We start from the raw sequence: 16473 nt of genomic DNA, 5'->3' as shown, positions 1-16473 counted from the left end.
CAGTGCCGCTAAAAATGGCACAACAGAGGCCTGTACTGCGCCTCTGTTGCTGTTGCATAACATATGCTGTCGAATTACTTACCGCTTTTAACCTTAGTCCATGCACGTGTGCGCACGCGATCCAGTTTCGGGTCCTGAATCTTCAGCACAAACAGTTTGGCCATCGCATCCGGTGTGGGGTAAATACCCGGGTTGTTACGGATATCGGCATTAATTAACGGCAGTGAGGCTTTATTGCCGTTGGCGTAATTCATTTTATTCGACACGTCAGCAATGACTTTCGGATCCATGATGTAGTTCAGCCAGGCGTAAGCCGCATCAATATCTTTTGCGTCTTTAGGAATCGCCATCATATCGAAGAACGCGAGTGCGCCCTCTTTCGGTACGCTGTAACCAATGTTGACGCCATTCTTCGCTTTCTCCGCGCGGTTTTTCGCCTGAAGAATATCGCCCGACCAGCCAATGGCCACACAGATATTGCCGTTCGCCAGGTCGTTAATATATTGCGAAGAGTGGAAGTAACGAATATTGGGACGCAGCTTCAGCAAGAGATCCGTCGCGGCACCGGAATAATCTTTCGCATCGCTGCTGTTAGGATCTTTGCCCAGGTAGTTAAGTACGGTGGCAAAGATCTCTTCGGGCGCATCCAGGAAAGAAACGCCACAGCTTTTCAGTTTTTCCAGGTTTTCTGGCTTCATCACCAGATCCCAACTGTTTACCGGCGCATCAGCGCCCAGCGCGGCTTTAACTTTTTCGACGTTATAACCAATTCCGGTGGTGCCCCACAAATATGGAATGGCATATTTATTATCCGGGTCATGCTGGGCGACTTTCGCCATCAAGGCAGGGTCCAGATTTTTATAGTTTGGCAGTTTGCTTTTATCCAGCGGCTGAAACACGCCAGACTGAAGTTGACGTCCCAGGAAACTCGATGAAGGCACCACGATGTCATAGCCGGTGCTACCAGCCATCAGTTTGCCTTCCAGGACTTCATTGGAATCAAACACGTCATAGACCACTTTAATACCGGTCTGCTTTTCAAAATTAGGCACGGTATCTGGCGAAATATAATCCGACCAGTTATAAACGTGCAGCGTCTTATCTTCCGCCATGGTACTGGCTGAAGCAGCCATCAGCACCCCAGCCACCACACCTGACAACCATTTTTGACGTTGGTTGAACATGCTTTTAATCCTCCTGAGCGGGTTATAACAACGCTGCACATCAGTGATTCGGTTTTGCGTTTAGTGATTAAAAATCAGTTACACAATGAATCATTATTCAGTGGACGTTTAATAGTAAAAACCTATACCTGCACGGCATTCTCACTGTTGTCGCCGCCCCGCAAGCATAGCCCCCCCGTTCAGGGTTAACCAGATCTCAGCGTAAAAAACGCCTGAACTCAATATTTTATGCATGTTTAAGCTATGAGGTTCGGCTTTTATGGCATAAACAACGTCATTAATCTGGCAATTAAGGGCTTAATGCAGAATAAAACATTACGGTTATAAATTAACCTGTGTTGTTCACAATTGATAACATTAAGAATTACAGGCGCGGAACCGCAAAAATCGTCGTTGTGGCGTCAGCCAGGAGGGGAAATACGTGGCAGGTAACAAAGGGCGCGTCGGAAATAAAAAAGCCGTCAATGATGACGGCTTAATCAACGCAGGGGTTTAATGCAGGACAGAATGCATGGCGCTGCTTGCAACATGCTCTTCATCTTCACCTATCATCAGCAAATTATTGGCAAAGGCTTCCATGATGACCATGGAAATCTCTTCTTCACTCTGCTTCATAAAATGCGAGAACTGACCGAAGGTTAACCCGGCCGTGGTCATCATTGACTGGCAAACAATAAGCTTAGGCAGATTGTCATCCTGTATATCGATGAACGCCTTAACCGTCAACGAACTGGCGTTGATTTGCGATAAGTCACCCACCAGCGGAATTAATGCGGTCGGTTTGACTTCCGCCAGTGCTGAAAACAGAATGACGTTATCGACCAGGTCGATTTTAGCGTCAAACACCCCGTCGAAGTTTTGCATATGCGGCAAATGAAGCGCCTGGCAAGCATCACATTCAAACCAAGTGATATTTTGCTGATCCAGCCAACGACGCAGCAGGTCGATATCCGGAACGACAAGAGAATCCATTGTAAAATCCCATGGGGTGATAAATAAGCGACCTAGCTTACGGAAAAACCGGGTGAGATTCCACGAAAACCACTGGAAAACGCGGGTCAACCCGCGGTTTTAGGACGGAGCCCGGGGGTAGCATGCCGTTCAATGTGGTCGATCATCATGCCTGCAATGTCCAGACCGCTTGTGGTTTCAATGCCTTCCAGGCCGGGAGACGCATTTACCTCCATGACCAACGGGCCACGTTTTGAGCGCAGAATATCCACGCCTGCCACATCCAGTCCCAGTACAGCGGCAGCTTTTACCGCCATCTCACGTTCCTGCTCGCTGATGTCAACCGTACAGGCGGTACCGCCTCGATGTAAATTCGAACGGAAATCCCCTTCTTTCGCCTGACGCTCAATGGCTGCCACGACACGATCGCCGATCACCAGGCAACGCACATCGCGCCCACGCGCTTCCTGGATAAACTCCTGCACTAAAATATGTGCATTAAGCCCGCGAAAGGCATCAATGACGCTTTCTGCCGCCTGGCGCGTCTCGGCCAGTACGACGCCAATGCCCTGGGTTCCCTCGACCAGTTTCACCACCAGCGGTGCACCGCCCACCATGGCGATCAGGTCCTGAGTATCATCCGGAGAAGAGGCAAAACCCGTTACCGGCATATCTATCCCGTCCCGGGCCAGCAGTTGCAGGGAACGGAGTTTGTCGCGCGCGCGGGTCACAGCGGCGGATTCGTTTAACGGATAACTGCCGCACATTTCGAACTGGCGTAACACCGCGGTGCCATAAAAGGTAATACCGGTGCCAATGCGCGGAATAACGGCATCGAAATGCCCCAACAGCTCGCCGCGGTAGTGAATACCGGGCGAGGCGGGGTTAATGTTCATATAACAAGAGAGAGGATCAATGATCTGCACAAAATGACCGCGCTGTTCGGCGACGTCACGTAAACGGCGACAGGAATAAAGCGTTCCATCGCGCGACAGAATGGCCATTTTCATCCATCAAAATCCTTGCGTTAAATTAGCGTGTTGCCCAGCCCTGCTGATGCAGGTAATCCAGCATAAACGGGCGGGTTTCTTTGATGATCAGGCGCTGAATCAACTGGCTCCAGGTTTCGCTACGCTGATTGCTGTCGCGTTGTTCATAGTAGATCGCCGTACGGCTATCGTAATCAGCCAGCACTGCCGGGTCCACAGGTTGATAACGATTTTCATGTACCAGCATCGACTGCGGAATACGTGGTTTCACATCCGGCACGGATTCAGGATAGCCCAGGCAGAAACCAAACAGCGGCAGCACAAACTTTGGCAGCCCCAGCAGCTCGGTTACCTGGGCGATGTTGTTACGAATACCACCAATAAATACGCCGCCCAGCCCCAGGGATTCTGCTGCTACCATGGCATTCTGCGCCATCAGTGCTGTATCCACACAGCCGAGCAGCAGCTGTTCTGCCCGGCCTAACTGGGCATCCGGGCAGATTTGCAGATGACGATTAAAGTCCGCGCAAAATACCCAAAATTCCGCCGCATCGGCCACCCACGTCTGGCCGCCCGTCAGGGTAACCAGTTGATCGCGTAACGCCGAATCGGTCACGCGTACAATGGATGAGCACTGCAAAAAGCTGGATGTGGACGCCGATTGCGCCGCAGCAATAATCGCGTCACGCTGCTCAGTACTCACCTTCTGGTCAGTGAAAGAACGGATTGAACGGTGGCTGCACAGTAAATCGATAGTCGGTGTCATAAAATCTCCAGCTAATTATCTTTTTTTTCAGATTGGTTGAACAACTGCGGCGCCAGTGCTTTGGCACAGCGCCACATCAACAGCCAGGCGGCAGGTATCATCAGCATAATGCCGATGATAAACAGCGCGGTCGCTAAGTGCTTACTTCCGGCACCGTTGGGCAGGCCAGGTAACCAACGGTTAACCACGACCAGCGCGCCGACAATAAGCAAACCGCCCAGCGCTTCCATTGCCAGTATGGTCTTAGGCAACGTTGCGATGTTCCGCATAGCTTTCTCCTGCCTCAAGGCTAATTGACTCTCAATTATGGATAACATCCCTTAAATTGCACATCAGTGGTTTCAGCTCGCGCCCTGACTCACTTTGTGGATTCATAGGATGCAGGCATCAGACTAACAGGTAAATCCTGCTTTCTTTAAGCGCGACGAGCGGGCATCATTATCGGCTTTCCTGACTTTGTCGTGTGATCATCATCACACAACGTACCTCGCAAGGAGTTCTCAATGATTGCTGTTATTTTTGGTCGTCCCGGCTGCCCTTACTGCGTTCGCGCCAAAGAACTGGCGGATAAACTGCAGGCCGATCGTGATGATTTCAACTACCAGTATGTTGATATTCAGGCGGAAGGCATCACCAAAGCCGATCTCGAAGCCAGTGCGGGCAAACCGGTCAGCACCGTACCGCAGATTTTCCTGGACGATCAGCATATCGGTGGCTACACCGAGTTTGCGGCGTGGACAAAAGAGAATCTGGGATTTGTTGCCTGAGCAACAGAGGCGATAACCTGAATGTGCGCGCTGGCGTGATGCCAGCCGCGCCTTAATGAAATGGCTGACCTGACTCAACAGGATAACGGGCAGTACATAACCCCGTATAAGCACTTAACGTCTGGACGCGGCGATCAGTCGCAGCAACCGCACGAGTAGTGCACCGCATCCCGCCCAAAACATGCCGCTCAGGCTCCAGATAGCAATATAATCCCATCGGGTAGGCTCAGCGAAAACGCCATGCAATAACAGCGCGGCCAGTAGCGTCCCGGTAAACGCCATAATCAGCGTGCTTTTTAGCGGTGCTTCTTGCTGCATCAGCGCCATTAATGCACCAGGTAGCAAAAAAAGCAGCAGTTCAGGCTGGCCGTGTAACACCTGCTTATCTAACAGCCGGAAATCCTGGGTAAACATAAAGATTAAACAATAAAACACGCCACCTGACAGGCAGGTTGCCCAGAAATAATAACGCTGCGGCATAACTCCCCACTCATTAAAAACTCGCCAAAACATCGTCTGTGACCTTGCTGAGCCCGGTGGAAATAAAAATAAACAGCCGTTTGCCATACGAATGAAAGTCGCCAATGGCTGAGAATGGTTTTTCTGATTAGAATATTGGCCTCGTTACCTTTTCAGAAATCGATGATCGCTGAAGGTAATCTTACGGCTTGCTCAAGATAGCGAAAAACAAGCCTCTCTTCAATAGGTTACAAGTAAACAAGAAGTTAAAATGTTGAATGTTAACATCGCAGAATTGTTAAGAGGTAATGACATTCTGTTATTATTTTTCGTGCTGGCTCTGGGACTTTGTCTGGGGAAATTACGTTTTGGCTCGGTGCAACTCGGCAATTCCATTGGCGTATTAGTGGTTTCGTTATTATTAGGCCAGCAGCACTTCTCGATGAATACGGATGCCCTAAGCCTGGGCTTTATGTTGTTTATTTTTTGTGTCGGTATTGAAGCGGGTCCCAACTTTTTTTCTATTTTCTTTCGGGACGGCAAAAACTATTTCATGCTCGCCATCGTGATGGTGGTCAGCGCCCTGCTGTTGGCCCTGGGATTTGGCAAATTCTTTGGCTGGGATATCGGGCTGACCGCGGGCCTTCTGGCCGGTTCCATGACCTCTACGCCGGTGCTGGTCGGTGCAGGCGATACGTTGCGCCAGAGCATCAGCGATCCTAAACAGCTCAGCATGATGCAGGATCAACTCAGTCTGGGCTATGCCGTTACCTACCTGATAGGGCTAGTCAGCCTGATTTTTGGCGCTCGCTATCTCCCCCGTCTGCAACATCAGGACTTACCCACCAGCGCACAACAAATTGCACGTGAGCGCGGCCTTGACGCTGACAGCCAGCGCAAAGTGTTTCTGCCGGTGATTCGTGCTTATCGTGTGGGCCCGGAGCTGGTGGCATGGAGCGGCGGTAAGAATCTACGTGAGCTCGGGATCTATCGCCAGACAGGCTGCTATATCGAACGTATCCGCCGTAATGGCATCCTCGCCAGTCCGGATGGCGATGCGGTGCTGCAACTGGGGGATGATATTTCGCTGGTGGGCTATCCGGATGCGCACGCGCGACTGGATGCCAGCTTCCGTAACGGAAAAGAAGTCTTTGACCGCGATTTGCTGGATATGCGGATTGTGACCGAAGAGATTGTGGTAAAAAACCACAACGCCGTAAACAAGCGGCTGAGCAAACTCAATCTTACCGATCACGGCTGCTTTTTAAACCGCGTGATTCGCAGCCAGATTGAGATGCCAATTGACGACAATATCATGCTCAATAAAGGCGATGTGTTGCAGGTCAGTGGTGAGGCGCGGCGGGTAAAAAGTGTGGCGGATCGCATTGGCTTTATTGCGATTCACAGCCAGATAACCGACCTGCTGGCATTCTGTGCCTTTTTTATCATCGGCCTGATGGTCGGGTTGATTACGTTTCAATTCAGCAACTTCAGTTTTGGCATCGGTAATGCCGCTGGGTTACTGTTTGCCGGCATTATGCTGGGCTTCCTGCGCGCTAACCATCCCACCTTTGGCTATATTCCGCAAGGTGCGCTGACGATGGTTAAAGAGTTTGGGCTGATGGTGTTTATGGCAGGCGTTGGCCTGAGTGCCGGGAGCGGTATCGACCATGGCATATCGGCTAACGGCGCGCTGATGCTCTTGTGCGGTCTGTTGGTCAGCCTGTTACCGGTAGTGATTTGCTACCTGTTTGGCGCTTATGTTTTACGCATGAACCGCGCGCTGCTTTTCGGGGCCATTATGGGTGCACGCACCTGCGCACCGGCTATGGAGATTATCAGCGATACGGCGCGCAGTAATATCCCTGCGCTGGGCTATGCCGGCACCTACGCCATCGCGAACGTTTTGCTGACGCTGGCGGGCACATTAATCGTTATTATCTGGCCGTTACTGTCCTTATAAAATTTTTTTACTGACGTCCAGAACTTTTTTTACCGACCACAGTCTGAATAAGTGCCACTGCTTTTCTTTGAAATCCCCAAATTGTGGAGCCCGCTGGTCTTTTTCCCAGCGGGTTTTTTTATGCCTTGCATCCTGCCCGCCCCACTTCAACATTAAAACTTCACCAAACTTAAACCATTTTGCAACCTTAGTGCAGATTAAGAACCTTGTGATGGACTCTCTGCCCGTCTGCACGCAGGATAGGTAGCTTATTTTGTTAGCAACATGTGCTAGCAGATGCGACAGACTCAATCTGCTTTTGCCCGTTGGCTTAAGCCCTTTTTCCGGGATTGAGAGAATCTGAACATCAGTAAGAGGAAACGACCACGTAATGGAAGAATTGAACCGCACCCTGTTTATGGCGATTAACGCTACCTCAGACTCACCTCACTGGTTATTGCAGCTTGCCCTCTTCATAGCCAAAGACGTCATTGCCATTGTCCCGCTGCTGATTGTGGCATTGTGGCTGTGGGGACCGCGCGATCAGGTGGCGTCACAGCGAGTGCTGGTGTTAAAAACCGGCATCGCGCTGCTCTATGCATTAGCCATTTCCTGGTGCGTGGGACAACTGTTCCCTCATCCGCGTCCGTTTGCGATCAACTTCGGCCATCAGTTTCTGGCACACGCTGCCGACGACTCGTATCCCAGCGATCACGGCACCACGATTTTCACCTTTGCGCTGGCTTTCCTGTTCTGGCACCGGCTCTGGTCGGGCATTATCCTGATGGTGGTCGCCACTGCGATTGCCTGGTCACGTGTTTATCTTGGCGTGCACTGGCCAATGGATATGCTGGGCGGTTTTCTGGTGGGAATGCTGAGTTGCCTGGCGTCGCACCTTGCCTGGCAGCTGTATGGCGAACGTCTGCTTAATATCATTAACCCGTTCTATCGGGCGCTGTTCGCTTTACCGATACGTAAAGGCTGGACACAAGGTTGACTGGCCCCGGCATAGGTTGACACGTTATGCTTTTTGAAGCGCCTGACGCACTGCATCAGGCGCTTTGTATTTCAGCGACAGGTGGGGGCGCTGACCGTTGCAGATTTTACCGATTCCTCCACGGGCGCTACGCTGCTTTGAAGAGTGCCAGTCAGGTTGGTCATATTTAAGCAGCCAGTTCAGGACGGTGGAGCAATCCTGAAGACCATAGCGTTCCTGAGCCTGAGTGTATGTCATTCCGCCTTTTTCAACCTCCTCAACAACAGTCAGTTTAAAGGACCGAGAGTCGTCCCGTTATATACGTTTAATAAACGCATCACATTCTGCTGAAAACCCAGGGAAACCGTGTCAACGCTATTCAGGACGGTTCAACCGTATAATTTAATCAACGGCATAAAGAACAGAGGTCTGCCTGTGAAACCGAAAATATGCTACGCCAAACCTCACGTTAAGTGTCCGGTAAATGCCATTTTTCCATTAAAAAGACACCATTTTTAGCGTGTTTGTAACTGTCCATAATATTCGTATTTATAGGGGAAAAAAGTTGAGCGTGTGAAATCGTTCAGTTGAGTCTCAAATCCTGTCTATATTCTCTTTAAACTTTCGGCTGTTAGTTATAACTGATAAAGCTGCCCGTCTCTGAAACCAAGATTCTGTCAAATCAATATAAAAAAGTGCAAGTGCATGGATCATTTTACTCGTTGGCTTTACTTCGTTATTCAGCCTCGAAAAAAAGACCCGACCGCCGCCAGTCATAGGCCTGTCATGATGGATAGAACTGATAAATGAATATTTTCTTAACAGGTGTTCAGTTAGTACAGCCGTAACAGTAAGAGAAAATGTTTTCGCAGGGCACATGCGTTTGCCAACGCCAAAAGGTATATAGCAATTGTCAGAGGTACTTATGTTATTCCACCTGTCCGGATCAAATCTTTCAGGATCAGTAAATCCCACTTGATGTAGCTTAACGAAGTCAAAAATTAAATTAGTCCCTTTATCAATCGTTAATCCGTTCACCATAAACTGTTTTTCTTCTGTGACTCTGTTAGTCACGCCGAAGAGAGGATACAACCGCAGAGATTCGTTCAATACATTTTTCATTGATGCTTTGTCAAAGTTTCGCCGTCGTATCTTTTGCTGCTCAACGGGGTTTTGAGCAAGACTCACAATGGTATGTGCAACAAACTCTGCAATCTGTAGCACCCCGGTATGAAAAAACGCCCCCATTAATATTTTGGCGACCTGTTCATTGGTCACATCCTCAGATACTTTGCCGCGCAGGGTAGTGATAATATCAGGTGAAAATTGAGCAGTGATATGTCTGAGGACCTTTGCTCTGAGCTTTTCATCAGGCATTTTAATAAATGAAATACTTTCTTTAAAAGAGATAACATTTTGACTAAGAAAATCACGCTCTTCAGGTGATGGTAACCTGGCGAAGAGTTTAAGATGAAAAAAATCGACCATCAGCATTATTATTTCATTCCTGATAATAGCAAACCCATATTTCTTTTCTGATAACAGGCCAGAACCGCGCTGACGTATAATATCAGTGATACACTCTTCAATATCAGCCCTTGTCATCATTAATTTCGGATAAACTATTTTCAGCAGTTCAGTGTATAATGGCGATTCATCCATATTTTCCACATGCCAGTCTACCGGCATATGAAAGTATTCAATAAGCTTGCGGGTTGTACCTTTTCCTTTATACGAATTATTCTTTAGCAGTAATTTAACCTCATCGCTGCTAATCTCTGAGCAGGGCAGCCGGATGCATTTACTGGATTCAATGAAGACTTTTTCCCTCTCTCTTATAGCCTTATCTTTGATATTTTTGTAAAGCCAATGCATAATAAAAACCCTCAGAATATGATCAATGAAAAGTGAGTCTACAGATTATCAGGCTACATCAGGGGAGAGGCCATACAGGTTCATAATCGTCGAAAAAAGTGTGCAATCCAATTTCGCTCATTTCAAGTGGCGGACGATCATCCTTTATAGGTTTGAATGCCGGGAGTTTGTCACCCCATTCGATAGCACGCTGAATGCATTCTGCTGCCCACTCATAATGTGGTTCGAAATAGGTTCGGCGTGGAATTGCACATCGAATTAATTCGTAGGGTGCTTTGAGCCGACTTGCCGCATCCATGGGTTTACTGACATCAATGCGACCTCGTTGCAGAGAATCCATAGCCGTTGAAGCAAATCCTCCCTCAATAAAAGCCTGGGCAGATAAACACGTTGCTGGTCCCTGCGTATAATCAAGATGAGGAAGGCAGCGACCAGCGTCAATATATACCGCAAAGCAGCTGGCGGGTTCCAGAATATGAATACCTCTTTTTTTACAGGCATTGGCAAAGTAATCGACCTGGCGCTGTCGATCCTGGAGATAATGATCGTTAACCCCTTCAAGCAACCCGACTGCAAGACATTCAAGGTCACGCCCGGCAAGCCCACCATAGGTAATATAACCGTCAGTACGAATAGTTTTAGGGTGCATTTTTTGCCAGTAATATTTGTTTCTTAAGGCAATGAAACCACCCATGTTAACCAGCCCCCCTTTTTTTGCACTCATATGGCAGCCATCAGCATAGGAAAGCATCTCGTTAACAATATCCAGACAACTCCTGTCGCTATAACCTTCTTCATGCTGTTTTATTATCCATGCATTCTCCGAAATCCTGGCGATATCAAGATATAACTGTGTGTCTCTTTTATTATATTTATCAATGATTTTACGAACCTTTTTAATATTATCCATTGAGACACATTGCCCACCATTAAGATTATTAGGGACAACCAGTTCCACCAGAGGTATTTTTTCAGCATGTTCAATAAAGTACTGTTCAAACTTTTCAAGATCCATATTACCTTTGAACCAGCCGGTATTTTCCCGGTCAAGGTAGTCGGGGCAGAGAAAATCGACAGGTTCAGCACCTCGCTGAAATGTCCACGCGCTGGTAGTGGTGAAATGAGTGTTCGATGGCACCTTATCACCGGGATTGACAAAAATTTCATAAATTGGCGCTTCTGCTGAACGCCCCTGGTGAGAAGGGATGATATAGGGCATGCCCGTAAAGCGCTGGCATACCTCTTCTAAATGCTCATAGCTCCTGCAGTTAAAATAAGATTCATCACCCTCCATCATTGCTGCCCATTGCCTGTCGCTCAACGCACCTGTTCCGGAATCTGTCACCATATTGATGAACACATATTTTGCAGGTAATAATCTCCCTGAATACCCGTACTGCTGCATGATTTCTTTTCTTTTTTCTCTGGTGGTAGGGATAGAATATTCAATCGTTTTGATTCTGTAAGGAGGAGCCTTATCAAAAGGTAAATCGGTCTGGAGCAGCATGTCTTGCGCACTTATTCTCATTTTATTCTCCGATTAAAAAAGGGATATTAAGGATGATCAAACAGGGGTTCATACTCATCGAAGAAAGCCCGTAGACCGATATCCTTAGGATCTAAAGCGGGTCTGATATCACTCATTTTTTGACGAACATAGGGCGGAATTTTCTCTCCCCAGCACATCGCTTTGTAGAGTGATTCAGCGCACCACTCATAATGCGCATCGGTATAAACCCTTCTGGGAAAGGCGCAGCGAATTAATTCATAAGGCGCCAGCTGTATTTTTTGTGTATTAGTCGGATCTTTACTGTCTTCACGCCCCCGATGCAGCGAGTCCATAGAGGTAAAGCCGACACCGCCTTCAATAAAGGCCTGTACACACAATGCCGTACCCGGCCCATTTTCTTTTCGTATATGCGGCAGGCAATGCTCCGCCATTATCCATACGCCCAGCGTACATGCTGGATTATACGTCGCGACACCTCTGGTCCTGCACGCATTGGCAAACAGGTCACACTGCCTTTGTTTATCCTCCAGATAATAATCATTGACGCCTTCTACCAGCCCAACAGCCAGGGCTTCGAGATCGCGTCCTGCCATGCCGCCATAAGTCATGAACCCATCAATACGTATGAGCTTTGGCTGCAAACGTTGACAGTCCGTCTTATTTCTTAATGAGATGAATCCCCCCGTATTAACGAGCCCTGCTTTCTTCGCGCTCATATGGGCGATATCGGCGTAAGACATCATTTCACGTACAATTTCCTTACAGCTTTTATGCCCATAACCCTGCTCATGTTTCTTTATTATCCAGGCATTTTCTGATATTCGGGCAGAGTCAAGACATAGCAAAACATCTCTTTTTTTGTACTTATCGATGATATCCCTGACTTCTCTTATATTTTGCATCGAGACAGGTTGCCCTGCACACAAGTTATTTGGCACCACAAGCTCAACCAGGCCAATGCGCTCACCGTGCTCAATAAAAAGGGCTTTCATTTTTTCTGTATCGATATTACCTTTAAACCATGAAGAATTATTCTCATCGAAATATTCAGGGCAGGTTAAATCTACCGGCTCGGCTTCCTGGTAATAGCAATGGGCGCGGGTAGTTGTGAAATGACAGTTTGAGGGTACAAGATCGCCTTTTTTCACAAAGGCCTCGTAAATTATTGCCTCACCAGAGCGTCCCTGATGGCAGGGCATAACAAAATCCATACCTGTAAATTTTTGCAATACATCCTGCAGAGGATACCAGCTCTTTGAGTTGAAATACGACTCATCCGCCAACATCATGGCAGACCACTGGCGATCGCTCATCGCATTCGTACCCGAATCGGTACACATATTCACATACACATACTCAGCAGGCAGATTTGGTACCGACCAGTTGAATTGCTTAATAAGTTCTTTGCGCTGAACTCGGGTCGTTGGAGTAACATATTCAACAACTTTGACTCTCCAGGGCGGGACTTTGTCATATGGGATATCGCTGGGGAACAACATCTCTTCATCTGTTATTTTCATTGCTTATTATTCCATTAAGTTAAGCAGACAAATTAAATTCATCTAAAATGCAAAGCCATGATTCAGTATTTAAACTAGAAACGACGTTGGCCAATACAGGTGAGCATTCCGGGTGAGAGCGTGATGAACTCTCCATTTTTTAACTTAGTTAAAACCTCATCAAAAACACGCTCTTCCAGACTGCTTCCCTGAAGGATATGGTTTCTCAAATCATTTAATGTTAAATACCAGAACTCACTCATTGGCGTGTTGCGACTTATCGGGGGAAAGAATACTTCTTCTTGAATATTGACTATTCCTGACGATTTAAATTGAGACTTAAGGCTTTTGGACCAGTTAACATCGGTTCCAATTGAGTCGATTAAGACTCTCCACATTACGGACATAAGTTGATGGAATGCTTGCTCTTCCGGATCTGCTGCAGGGGCGACAATATCAGAAACAACGAGCCAGCCTCCGGGCTTTAACAATTCGTATATCTCTTTTAAAATTCGCTTCCGCTCGCGCAAATGCATCAATACAAACCTGACATTAATGATATCAAATTTTTCGATATCCATGACCTCGTTAATATCATGCTGGATTACTTTTACTTTATCAGAGAGAATAAATTTCTCTTCAAGTAAATCAACCAAATGATCAACAGCGACAACCTCGCTAACGTTTGGTTGTTCGGCCATCCATTTAACTATACTCCCGCTTCCTGAACCTATATCGAGGCATCGCATTCCCGGACGGGTAGTTATTTTTGAAAGCTGCTTTTTGGTTAGAAAATCATAGGTTTTTGAAACCAACTCAAGGCGATGCATCTCCTTAAGATTATCCTGCCGAAAAACATGCTGACCGTAGTTTCCTTTCATATTTTCGTCCATATAAAATCTGCCTCAGGATATTATCTGCGATTCATATGCGTTGCTGTTAGTGGTATCGATTACAGTTTTAAATGCTAGTTAAGTTTTTTTGGATAATAAAGTTAAAGAACCTACTTTTCTTTATTTCGTGATTAACATCCCAAATCTGCTCTTTAAAACCAATATCACCTGTTACCAATATAAATTATTTTTATTTATTAAATATAAAATAAGTGAAAGCAAAGTGTTGCTTTGAGTGCCGAGCGAAAAACAGGCGTTAATTGCTACGTTATCAGCATGTCAATATGACGTTAGAATGATTGAGTTACGTGATGGTTATACTTTATCTGGAATTGCAGAAATTTGTTGCTGCTATGTGAGAAATAGCTATCGCAGGCAGGGAACAGGTAGTTATTTACTCACTTTTGCTAACACAGTTTGTTGGCGGCAACGATATAACACCTTATATAGCGATCACTATTTTTAGTTTGAAAAAATTAAATCGAGCATAAATATTGATCAACATCAATAAATTATCATTTAAATTTATATTATTCATGTATACGCACTTGATAAGCAACTTGCATATAATTGTTTGTATTTTATTACTAACTTAATATGGCATTTATTCACACAGTGGGTTATTTCCAGCGTGATGATTTACACAGGTGCAGGCGGTTGCATGTATAGCCGTTGCTCTACGCAACATAACCCATTCATAAGCATCAACTGCATTAATGTACACTTGCCCCAGAAAAAGGACAGGGCCCTGAAATGAGGTTGTAAGATTTTCGCCGTGATCGCGCGAGCTTAGCGATTTTGTCAATGGTGCTGTACTGGCCGTTTATCAGGGCTCGTACTGAGCACGTCGAACGTCTTTCCACAATCTGACCGGCGGACTTTCATCCGGGTATGAAACAGAAGATATGGAGATTGAAAATGCAGCGTCGGATGTTCCGACTGGCTGCACTATGGAGTGTACTGGCGATATCACCTGCGATGAAGACAGATGCCCGGCCAGCGCAACAGGCGCCAGCCGGTCAACCCGTTCTGCCAGGCCCCGCTGATGAAGATGTTTTTACAGCCATGTCAGTGCAGCCCTACTGCAGTGTTCTGCGATTGCATGATCCGGAATGACGGTATAACAACAATCAGCAGGAAAGCACTGCTGTAGCGTTTTGCTGCCAGAGCAGGTCCGTAAAACTCACCCAGCCATCGGGTGGAATACGGATTTACCGGTACAGAACAGCACAGATATCATCAATGGCAGTTTCTTATGTCCAGATTCAAGATGCCTCTGCATGGCGGCCACCGCATATGATGAGGCGAAATGCCCTGTGTTTATCGAGTGACGACTGATGCGCAATGAGCAGGTGGACGTAACCATCACCTGCGTTAGCTGAACCACTTCCCGAACCAGCCGTTAAACTTCATCATCACAAAATCAATGATACGGTTAAAGAAGCCGCCTTCCGGCACATCCTGCAGCACCACCAGCGGACGCTGTTCAATCGTTTTGCCGTCCAGTTGAAAATCAATGGTGCCGACCACCTGGTTTTTCTTCAACGGCGCCTCTAGCTGCGGCGATGTCAGGCTGTAGCTGGCTTTCAGGTTTTTCATCTGCCCTTTAGGAATGGTCAGTGCCGCGTCTTTTTCCACGCCAAGATTGACCTGATTCTGTTCGCCAAACCAGACGCGCTGCTGGGCAAAAGGGGCATCCGCTTTAATTGGGGTCACGGTTTCAAAAAAGCGGAAACCCCACGTCAGTAATTTTTCACTCTCGCGGAAGCGAATGGCATCGCTGGCGGTTCCCAAAACAACCGAGATCAGCCGCATATCGCCTTCGGTGGCGGAGGCCACCAGATTATTACCGGCACCTGAGGTGTGACCGGTTTTGATACCGTCCACCTTCAGATTGCTGCTCCAGAGCAGACGGTTACGGTTTATCTGACGGATGTTGTTAAAGGTAAACTCTTTTTCCTTGTTCAGGGCATACTCTTCCGGCACATCGCGAATCAACGCCTGACCAATCAGCGCCATGTCGCGCGCGGTACTGTACTGCCCCTCGGCATCCAGGCCATGCACCGTCATAAAATGGGTGTTTTTCAGGCCAAGCGCGTTGACATAGTTATTCATCAGGCCAATAAAGGAATCCTGACTGCCAGCCACATAGTCCGCGAGTGCGATGCAGGCATCGTTCCCGGACTGGATCACAATGCCTTTGTTCAGCTCATGCACCGGAATGCGGTCACCGGGCTTAAGAAACATCAGCGAAGAACCGCGCAGTTTGGGGTTGCCGGTAGCCCAGGCATCCTGCCCCACCGTCACCATATCATCGGGTTTAATTTTGCCGGATTTGATTGCCTGCCCGACCACATAGCTGGTCATCATTTTTGTCAGGCTGGCAGGATCGAGCCGCTGATCGGCATTCGACTCTGTCAGAACTTTACCGCTGGCGTAGTCAATTAAGATCCAGGCCCTGGCATCAATTTGAGGCGCGGCGGGTGCCTGTTCAGCAAAAACAGCCATCGGCGCGATGAGTAACAACGAGGTCGCAGCGATGCGCCGCAGGGGAGATGAAAAGCAAGTATTTGTCATGGGCTTGGCCGGATTGTCCTTTGTAAAACGAAAGTCAAAGGCTTAACACCTTCTGTGAGAACGCTACCCGCTGGCGTCAATGAAA

At 47.5% G+C, this 16473-nt stretch carries 17 protein-coding genes and 1 pseudogene; 4 read left to right on the top strand and 14 right to left on the bottom strand.

Features of this window, described 5'->3' with window-relative positions; genetic code table 11:
• Positions 1-74 precede the first annotated feature (74 nt).
• From potF to CMR03_RS17870, 5 genes are all read right to left on the bottom strand, one after another.
• Positions 75-1184, bottom strand: coding sequence for a spermidine/putrescine ABC transporter substrate-binding protein PotF (gene potF, locus CMR03_RS17890; RefSeq protein ID WP_063878918.1), 1110 nt, complete (start codon positions 1182-1184; stop codon positions 75-77).
• A gap of 492 nt (positions 1185-1676) precedes the next feature.
• Positions 1677-2156, bottom strand: coding sequence for a type III secretion system chaperone family protein (locus CMR03_RS17885; RefSeq protein ID WP_063878917.1), 480 nt, complete (start codon positions 2154-2156; stop codon positions 1677-1679).
• A gap of 86 nt (positions 2157-2242) precedes the next feature.
• On the bottom strand, positions 2243-3145 hold the full coding sequence (rimK, locus tag CMR03_RS17880; RefSeq protein WP_063878916.1) for a 30S ribosomal protein S6--L-glutamate ligase: 903 nt from the start codon (positions 3143-3145) through the stop codon (positions 2243-2245).
• Positions 3146-3167: 22 nt separating this feature from the next.
• Positions 3168-3890, bottom strand: a complete 723-nt coding sequence (gene nfsA / locus CMR03_RS17875) for an oxygen-insensitive NADPH nitroreductase (protein ID WP_096012206.1) — start codon at positions 3888-3890, stop codon at positions 3168-3170.
• Positions 3891-3901: 11 nt separating this feature from the next.
• Complete coding sequence (locus tag CMR03_RS17870; RefSeq protein ID WP_096012205.1) at positions 3902-4159, bottom strand: DUF1418 family protein; 258 nt, start codon at positions 4157-4159, stop codon at positions 3902-3904.
• A gap of 234 nt (positions 4160-4393) precedes the next feature.
• Here CMR03_RS17870 and CMR03_RS17865 point away from each other — a divergent pair, with 234 nt between their 5' ends.
• On the top strand, positions 4394-4657 hold the full coding sequence (locus tag CMR03_RS17865; protein WP_063878913.1) for a GrxA family glutaredoxin: 264 nt from the start codon (positions 4394-4396) through the stop codon (positions 4655-4657).
• Between the two features lie 114 nt (positions 4658-4771).
• On the opposite strand, the gene ybjM is transcribed toward CMR03_RS17865, so the two are convergent.
• Complete coding sequence (ybjM, locus tag CMR03_RS17860) at positions 4772-5137, bottom strand: inner membrane protein YbjM (RefSeq protein WP_096012204.1); 366 nt, start codon at positions 5135-5137, stop codon at positions 4772-4774.
• Between the two features lie 253 nt (positions 5138-5390).
• Here ybjM and CMR03_RS17855 point away from each other — a divergent pair, with 253 nt between their 5' ends.
• Positions 5391-7079, top strand: coding sequence for an aspartate:alanine antiporter (locus CMR03_RS17855; protein WP_063881139.1), 1689 nt, complete (start codon positions 5391-5393; stop codon positions 7077-7079).
• On the opposite strand, the gene CMR03_RS25280 is transcribed toward CMR03_RS17855, so the two are convergent.
• Positions 7074-7232: a hypothetical protein gene (locus tag CMR03_RS25280; protein WP_156506656.1), complete on the bottom strand. Its 159-nt coding sequence runs from the start codon at positions 7230-7232 to the stop codon at positions 7074-7076. The genes CMR03_RS17855 and CMR03_RS25280 overlap by 6 nt on opposite strands.
• Before the next feature lie 217 nt (positions 7233-7449).
• Between CMR03_RS25280 and ybjG the strand changes: the two genes are divergently transcribed.
• Complete coding sequence (gene ybjG / locus CMR03_RS17850; protein WP_063878911.1) at positions 7450-8055, top strand: undecaprenyl-diphosphate phosphatase; 606 nt, start codon at positions 7450-7452, stop codon at positions 8053-8055.
• A 24-nt stretch (positions 8056-8079) separates the two neighbouring features.
• Here the strand turns inward: ybjG and CMR03_RS25915 are convergent, their stop codons facing one another.
• The 5 genes from CMR03_RS25915 to CMR03_RS17825 all read right to left on the bottom strand — a co-directional run bounded on the left by CMR03_RS25915 (position 8080) and on the right by CMR03_RS17825 (position 13799).
• Positions 8080-8292 carry a hypothetical protein gene (locus CMR03_RS25915; RefSeq protein ID WP_096012203.1) on the bottom strand — a complete coding sequence of 71 codons (213 nt, stop codon included), beginning with the start codon at positions 8290-8292 and terminating at the stop codon, positions 8080-8082.
• A gap of 336 nt (positions 8293-8628) precedes the next feature.
• Entirely contained in the window at positions 8629-9909 is a 1281-nt protein-coding gene (locus tag CMR03_RS17840; protein ID WP_096012202.1) for a cytochrome P450, read from the bottom strand.
• Between the two features lie 58 nt (positions 9910-9967).
• Complete coding sequence (locus tag CMR03_RS17835; RefSeq protein WP_096012201.1) at positions 9968-11437, bottom strand: tryptophanase; 1470 nt, start codon at positions 11435-11437, stop codon at positions 9968-9970.
• Positions 11438-11463: 26 nt separating this feature from the next.
• Complete coding sequence (locus CMR03_RS17830; protein ID WP_096012200.1) at positions 11464-12939, bottom strand: tryptophanase; 1476 nt, start codon at positions 12937-12939, stop codon at positions 11464-11466.
• 74 nt (positions 12940-13013) lie between these two features.
• A complete protein-coding gene (locus CMR03_RS17825) occupies positions 13014-13799 on the bottom strand; it encodes a class I SAM-dependent methyltransferase (RefSeq protein ID WP_167385759.1) in 786 nt (261 codons plus the stop codon).
• A 307-nt stretch (positions 13800-14106) separates the two neighbouring features.
• Here CMR03_RS17825 and CMR03_RS25910 point away from each other — a divergent pair, with 307 nt between their 5' ends.
• Positions 14107-14277, top strand: a complete 171-nt coding sequence (locus tag CMR03_RS25910) for a GNAT family N-acetyltransferase (RefSeq protein WP_128604176.1) — start codon at positions 14107-14109, stop codon at positions 14275-14277.
• 456 nt (positions 14278-14733) lie between these two features.
• Here the strand turns inward: CMR03_RS25910 and CMR03_RS17820 are convergent.
• Both CMR03_RS17820 and CMR03_RS17815 read right to left on the bottom strand, forming a co-directional pair.
• A pseudogene (locus tag CMR03_RS17820) lies at positions 14734-15184 on the bottom strand (Rpn family recombination-promoting nuclease/putative transposase); the annotation flags it as partial.
• A gap of 1 nt (position 15185) precedes the next feature.
• Entirely contained in the window at positions 15186-16388 is a 1203-nt protein-coding gene (locus CMR03_RS17815) for a serine hydrolase (protein WP_063878905.1), read from the bottom strand.
• Between the last annotated feature and the right edge of the window lie 85 nt (positions 16389-16473).

It is taken from the genome of Pantoea allii (assembly GCF_002307475.1).
GTDB lineage: Bacteria > Pseudomonadota > Gammaproteobacteria > Enterobacterales > Enterobacteriaceae > Pantoea > Pantoea allii.
This window is presented reverse-complemented; position numbering and strand designations above follow the sequence as displayed.

Bases quoted from the DNA above. Each gene is read 5' to 3' on its own strand.
- potF (WP_063878918.1), bottom strand. From the start codon at position 1,184: ATGTTCAACCAACGTCAAAAATGGTTGTCAGGTGTGGTGGCTGGGGTG.
- CMR03_RS17885 (WP_063878917.1), bottom strand. From the start codon at position 2,156: ATGGATTCTCTTGTCGTTCCGGATATCGACCTGCTGCGTCGTTGGCTG.
- rimK (WP_063878916.1), bottom strand. From the start codon at position 3,145: ATGAAAATGGCCATTCTGTCGCGCGATGGAACGCTTTATTCCTGTCGC.
- nfsA (WP_096012206.1), bottom strand. From the start codon at position 3,890: ATGACACCGACTATCGATTTACTGTGCAGCCACCGTTCAATCCGTTCT.
- CMR03_RS17870 (WP_096012205.1), bottom strand. From the start codon at position 4,159: ATGCGGAACATCGCAACGTTGCCTAAGACCATACTGGCAATGGAAGCG.
- CMR03_RS17865 (WP_063878913.1), top strand. From the start codon at position 4,394: ATGATTGCTGTTATTTTTGGTCGTCCCGGCTGCCCTTACTGCGTTCGC.
- ybjM (WP_096012204.1), bottom strand. From the start codon at position 5,137: ATGCCGCAGCGTTATTATTTCTGGGCAACCTGCCTGTCAGGTGGCGTG.
- CMR03_RS25280 (WP_156506656.1), bottom strand. From the start codon at position 7,232: ATGTTGAAGTGGGGCGGGCAGGATGCAAGGCATAAAAAAACCCGCTGG.
- ybjG (WP_063878911.1), top strand. From the start codon at position 7,450: ATGGAAGAATTGAACCGCACCCTGTTTATGGCGATTAACGCTACCTCA.
- CMR03_RS25915 (WP_096012203.1), bottom strand. From the start codon at position 8,292: ATGACATACACTCAGGCTCAGGAACGCTATGGTCTTCAGGATTGCTCC.
- CMR03_RS17840 (WP_096012202.1), bottom strand. From the start codon at position 9,909: ATGCATTGGCTTTACAAAAATATCAAAGATAAGGCTATAAGAGAGAGG.
- CMR03_RS17835 (WP_096012201.1), bottom strand. From the start codon at position 11,437: ATGAGAATAAGTGCGCAAGACATGCTGCTCCAGACCGATTTACCTTTT.
- CMR03_RS17830 (WP_096012200.1), bottom strand. From the start codon at position 12,939: ATGAAAATAACAGATGAAGAGATGTTGTTCCCCAGCGATATCCCATAT.
- CMR03_RS17825 (WP_167385759.1), bottom strand. From the start codon at position 13,799: ATGAAAGGAAACTACGGTCAGCATGTTTTTCGGCAGGATAATCTTAAG.
- CMR03_RS25910 (WP_128604176.1), top strand. From the start codon at position 14,107: ATGATTGAGTTACGTGATGGTTATACTTTATCTGGAATTGCAGAAATT.
- CMR03_RS17815 (WP_063878905.1), bottom strand. From the start codon at position 16,388: ATGACAAATACTTGCTTTTCATCTCCCCTGCGGCGCATCGCTGCGACC.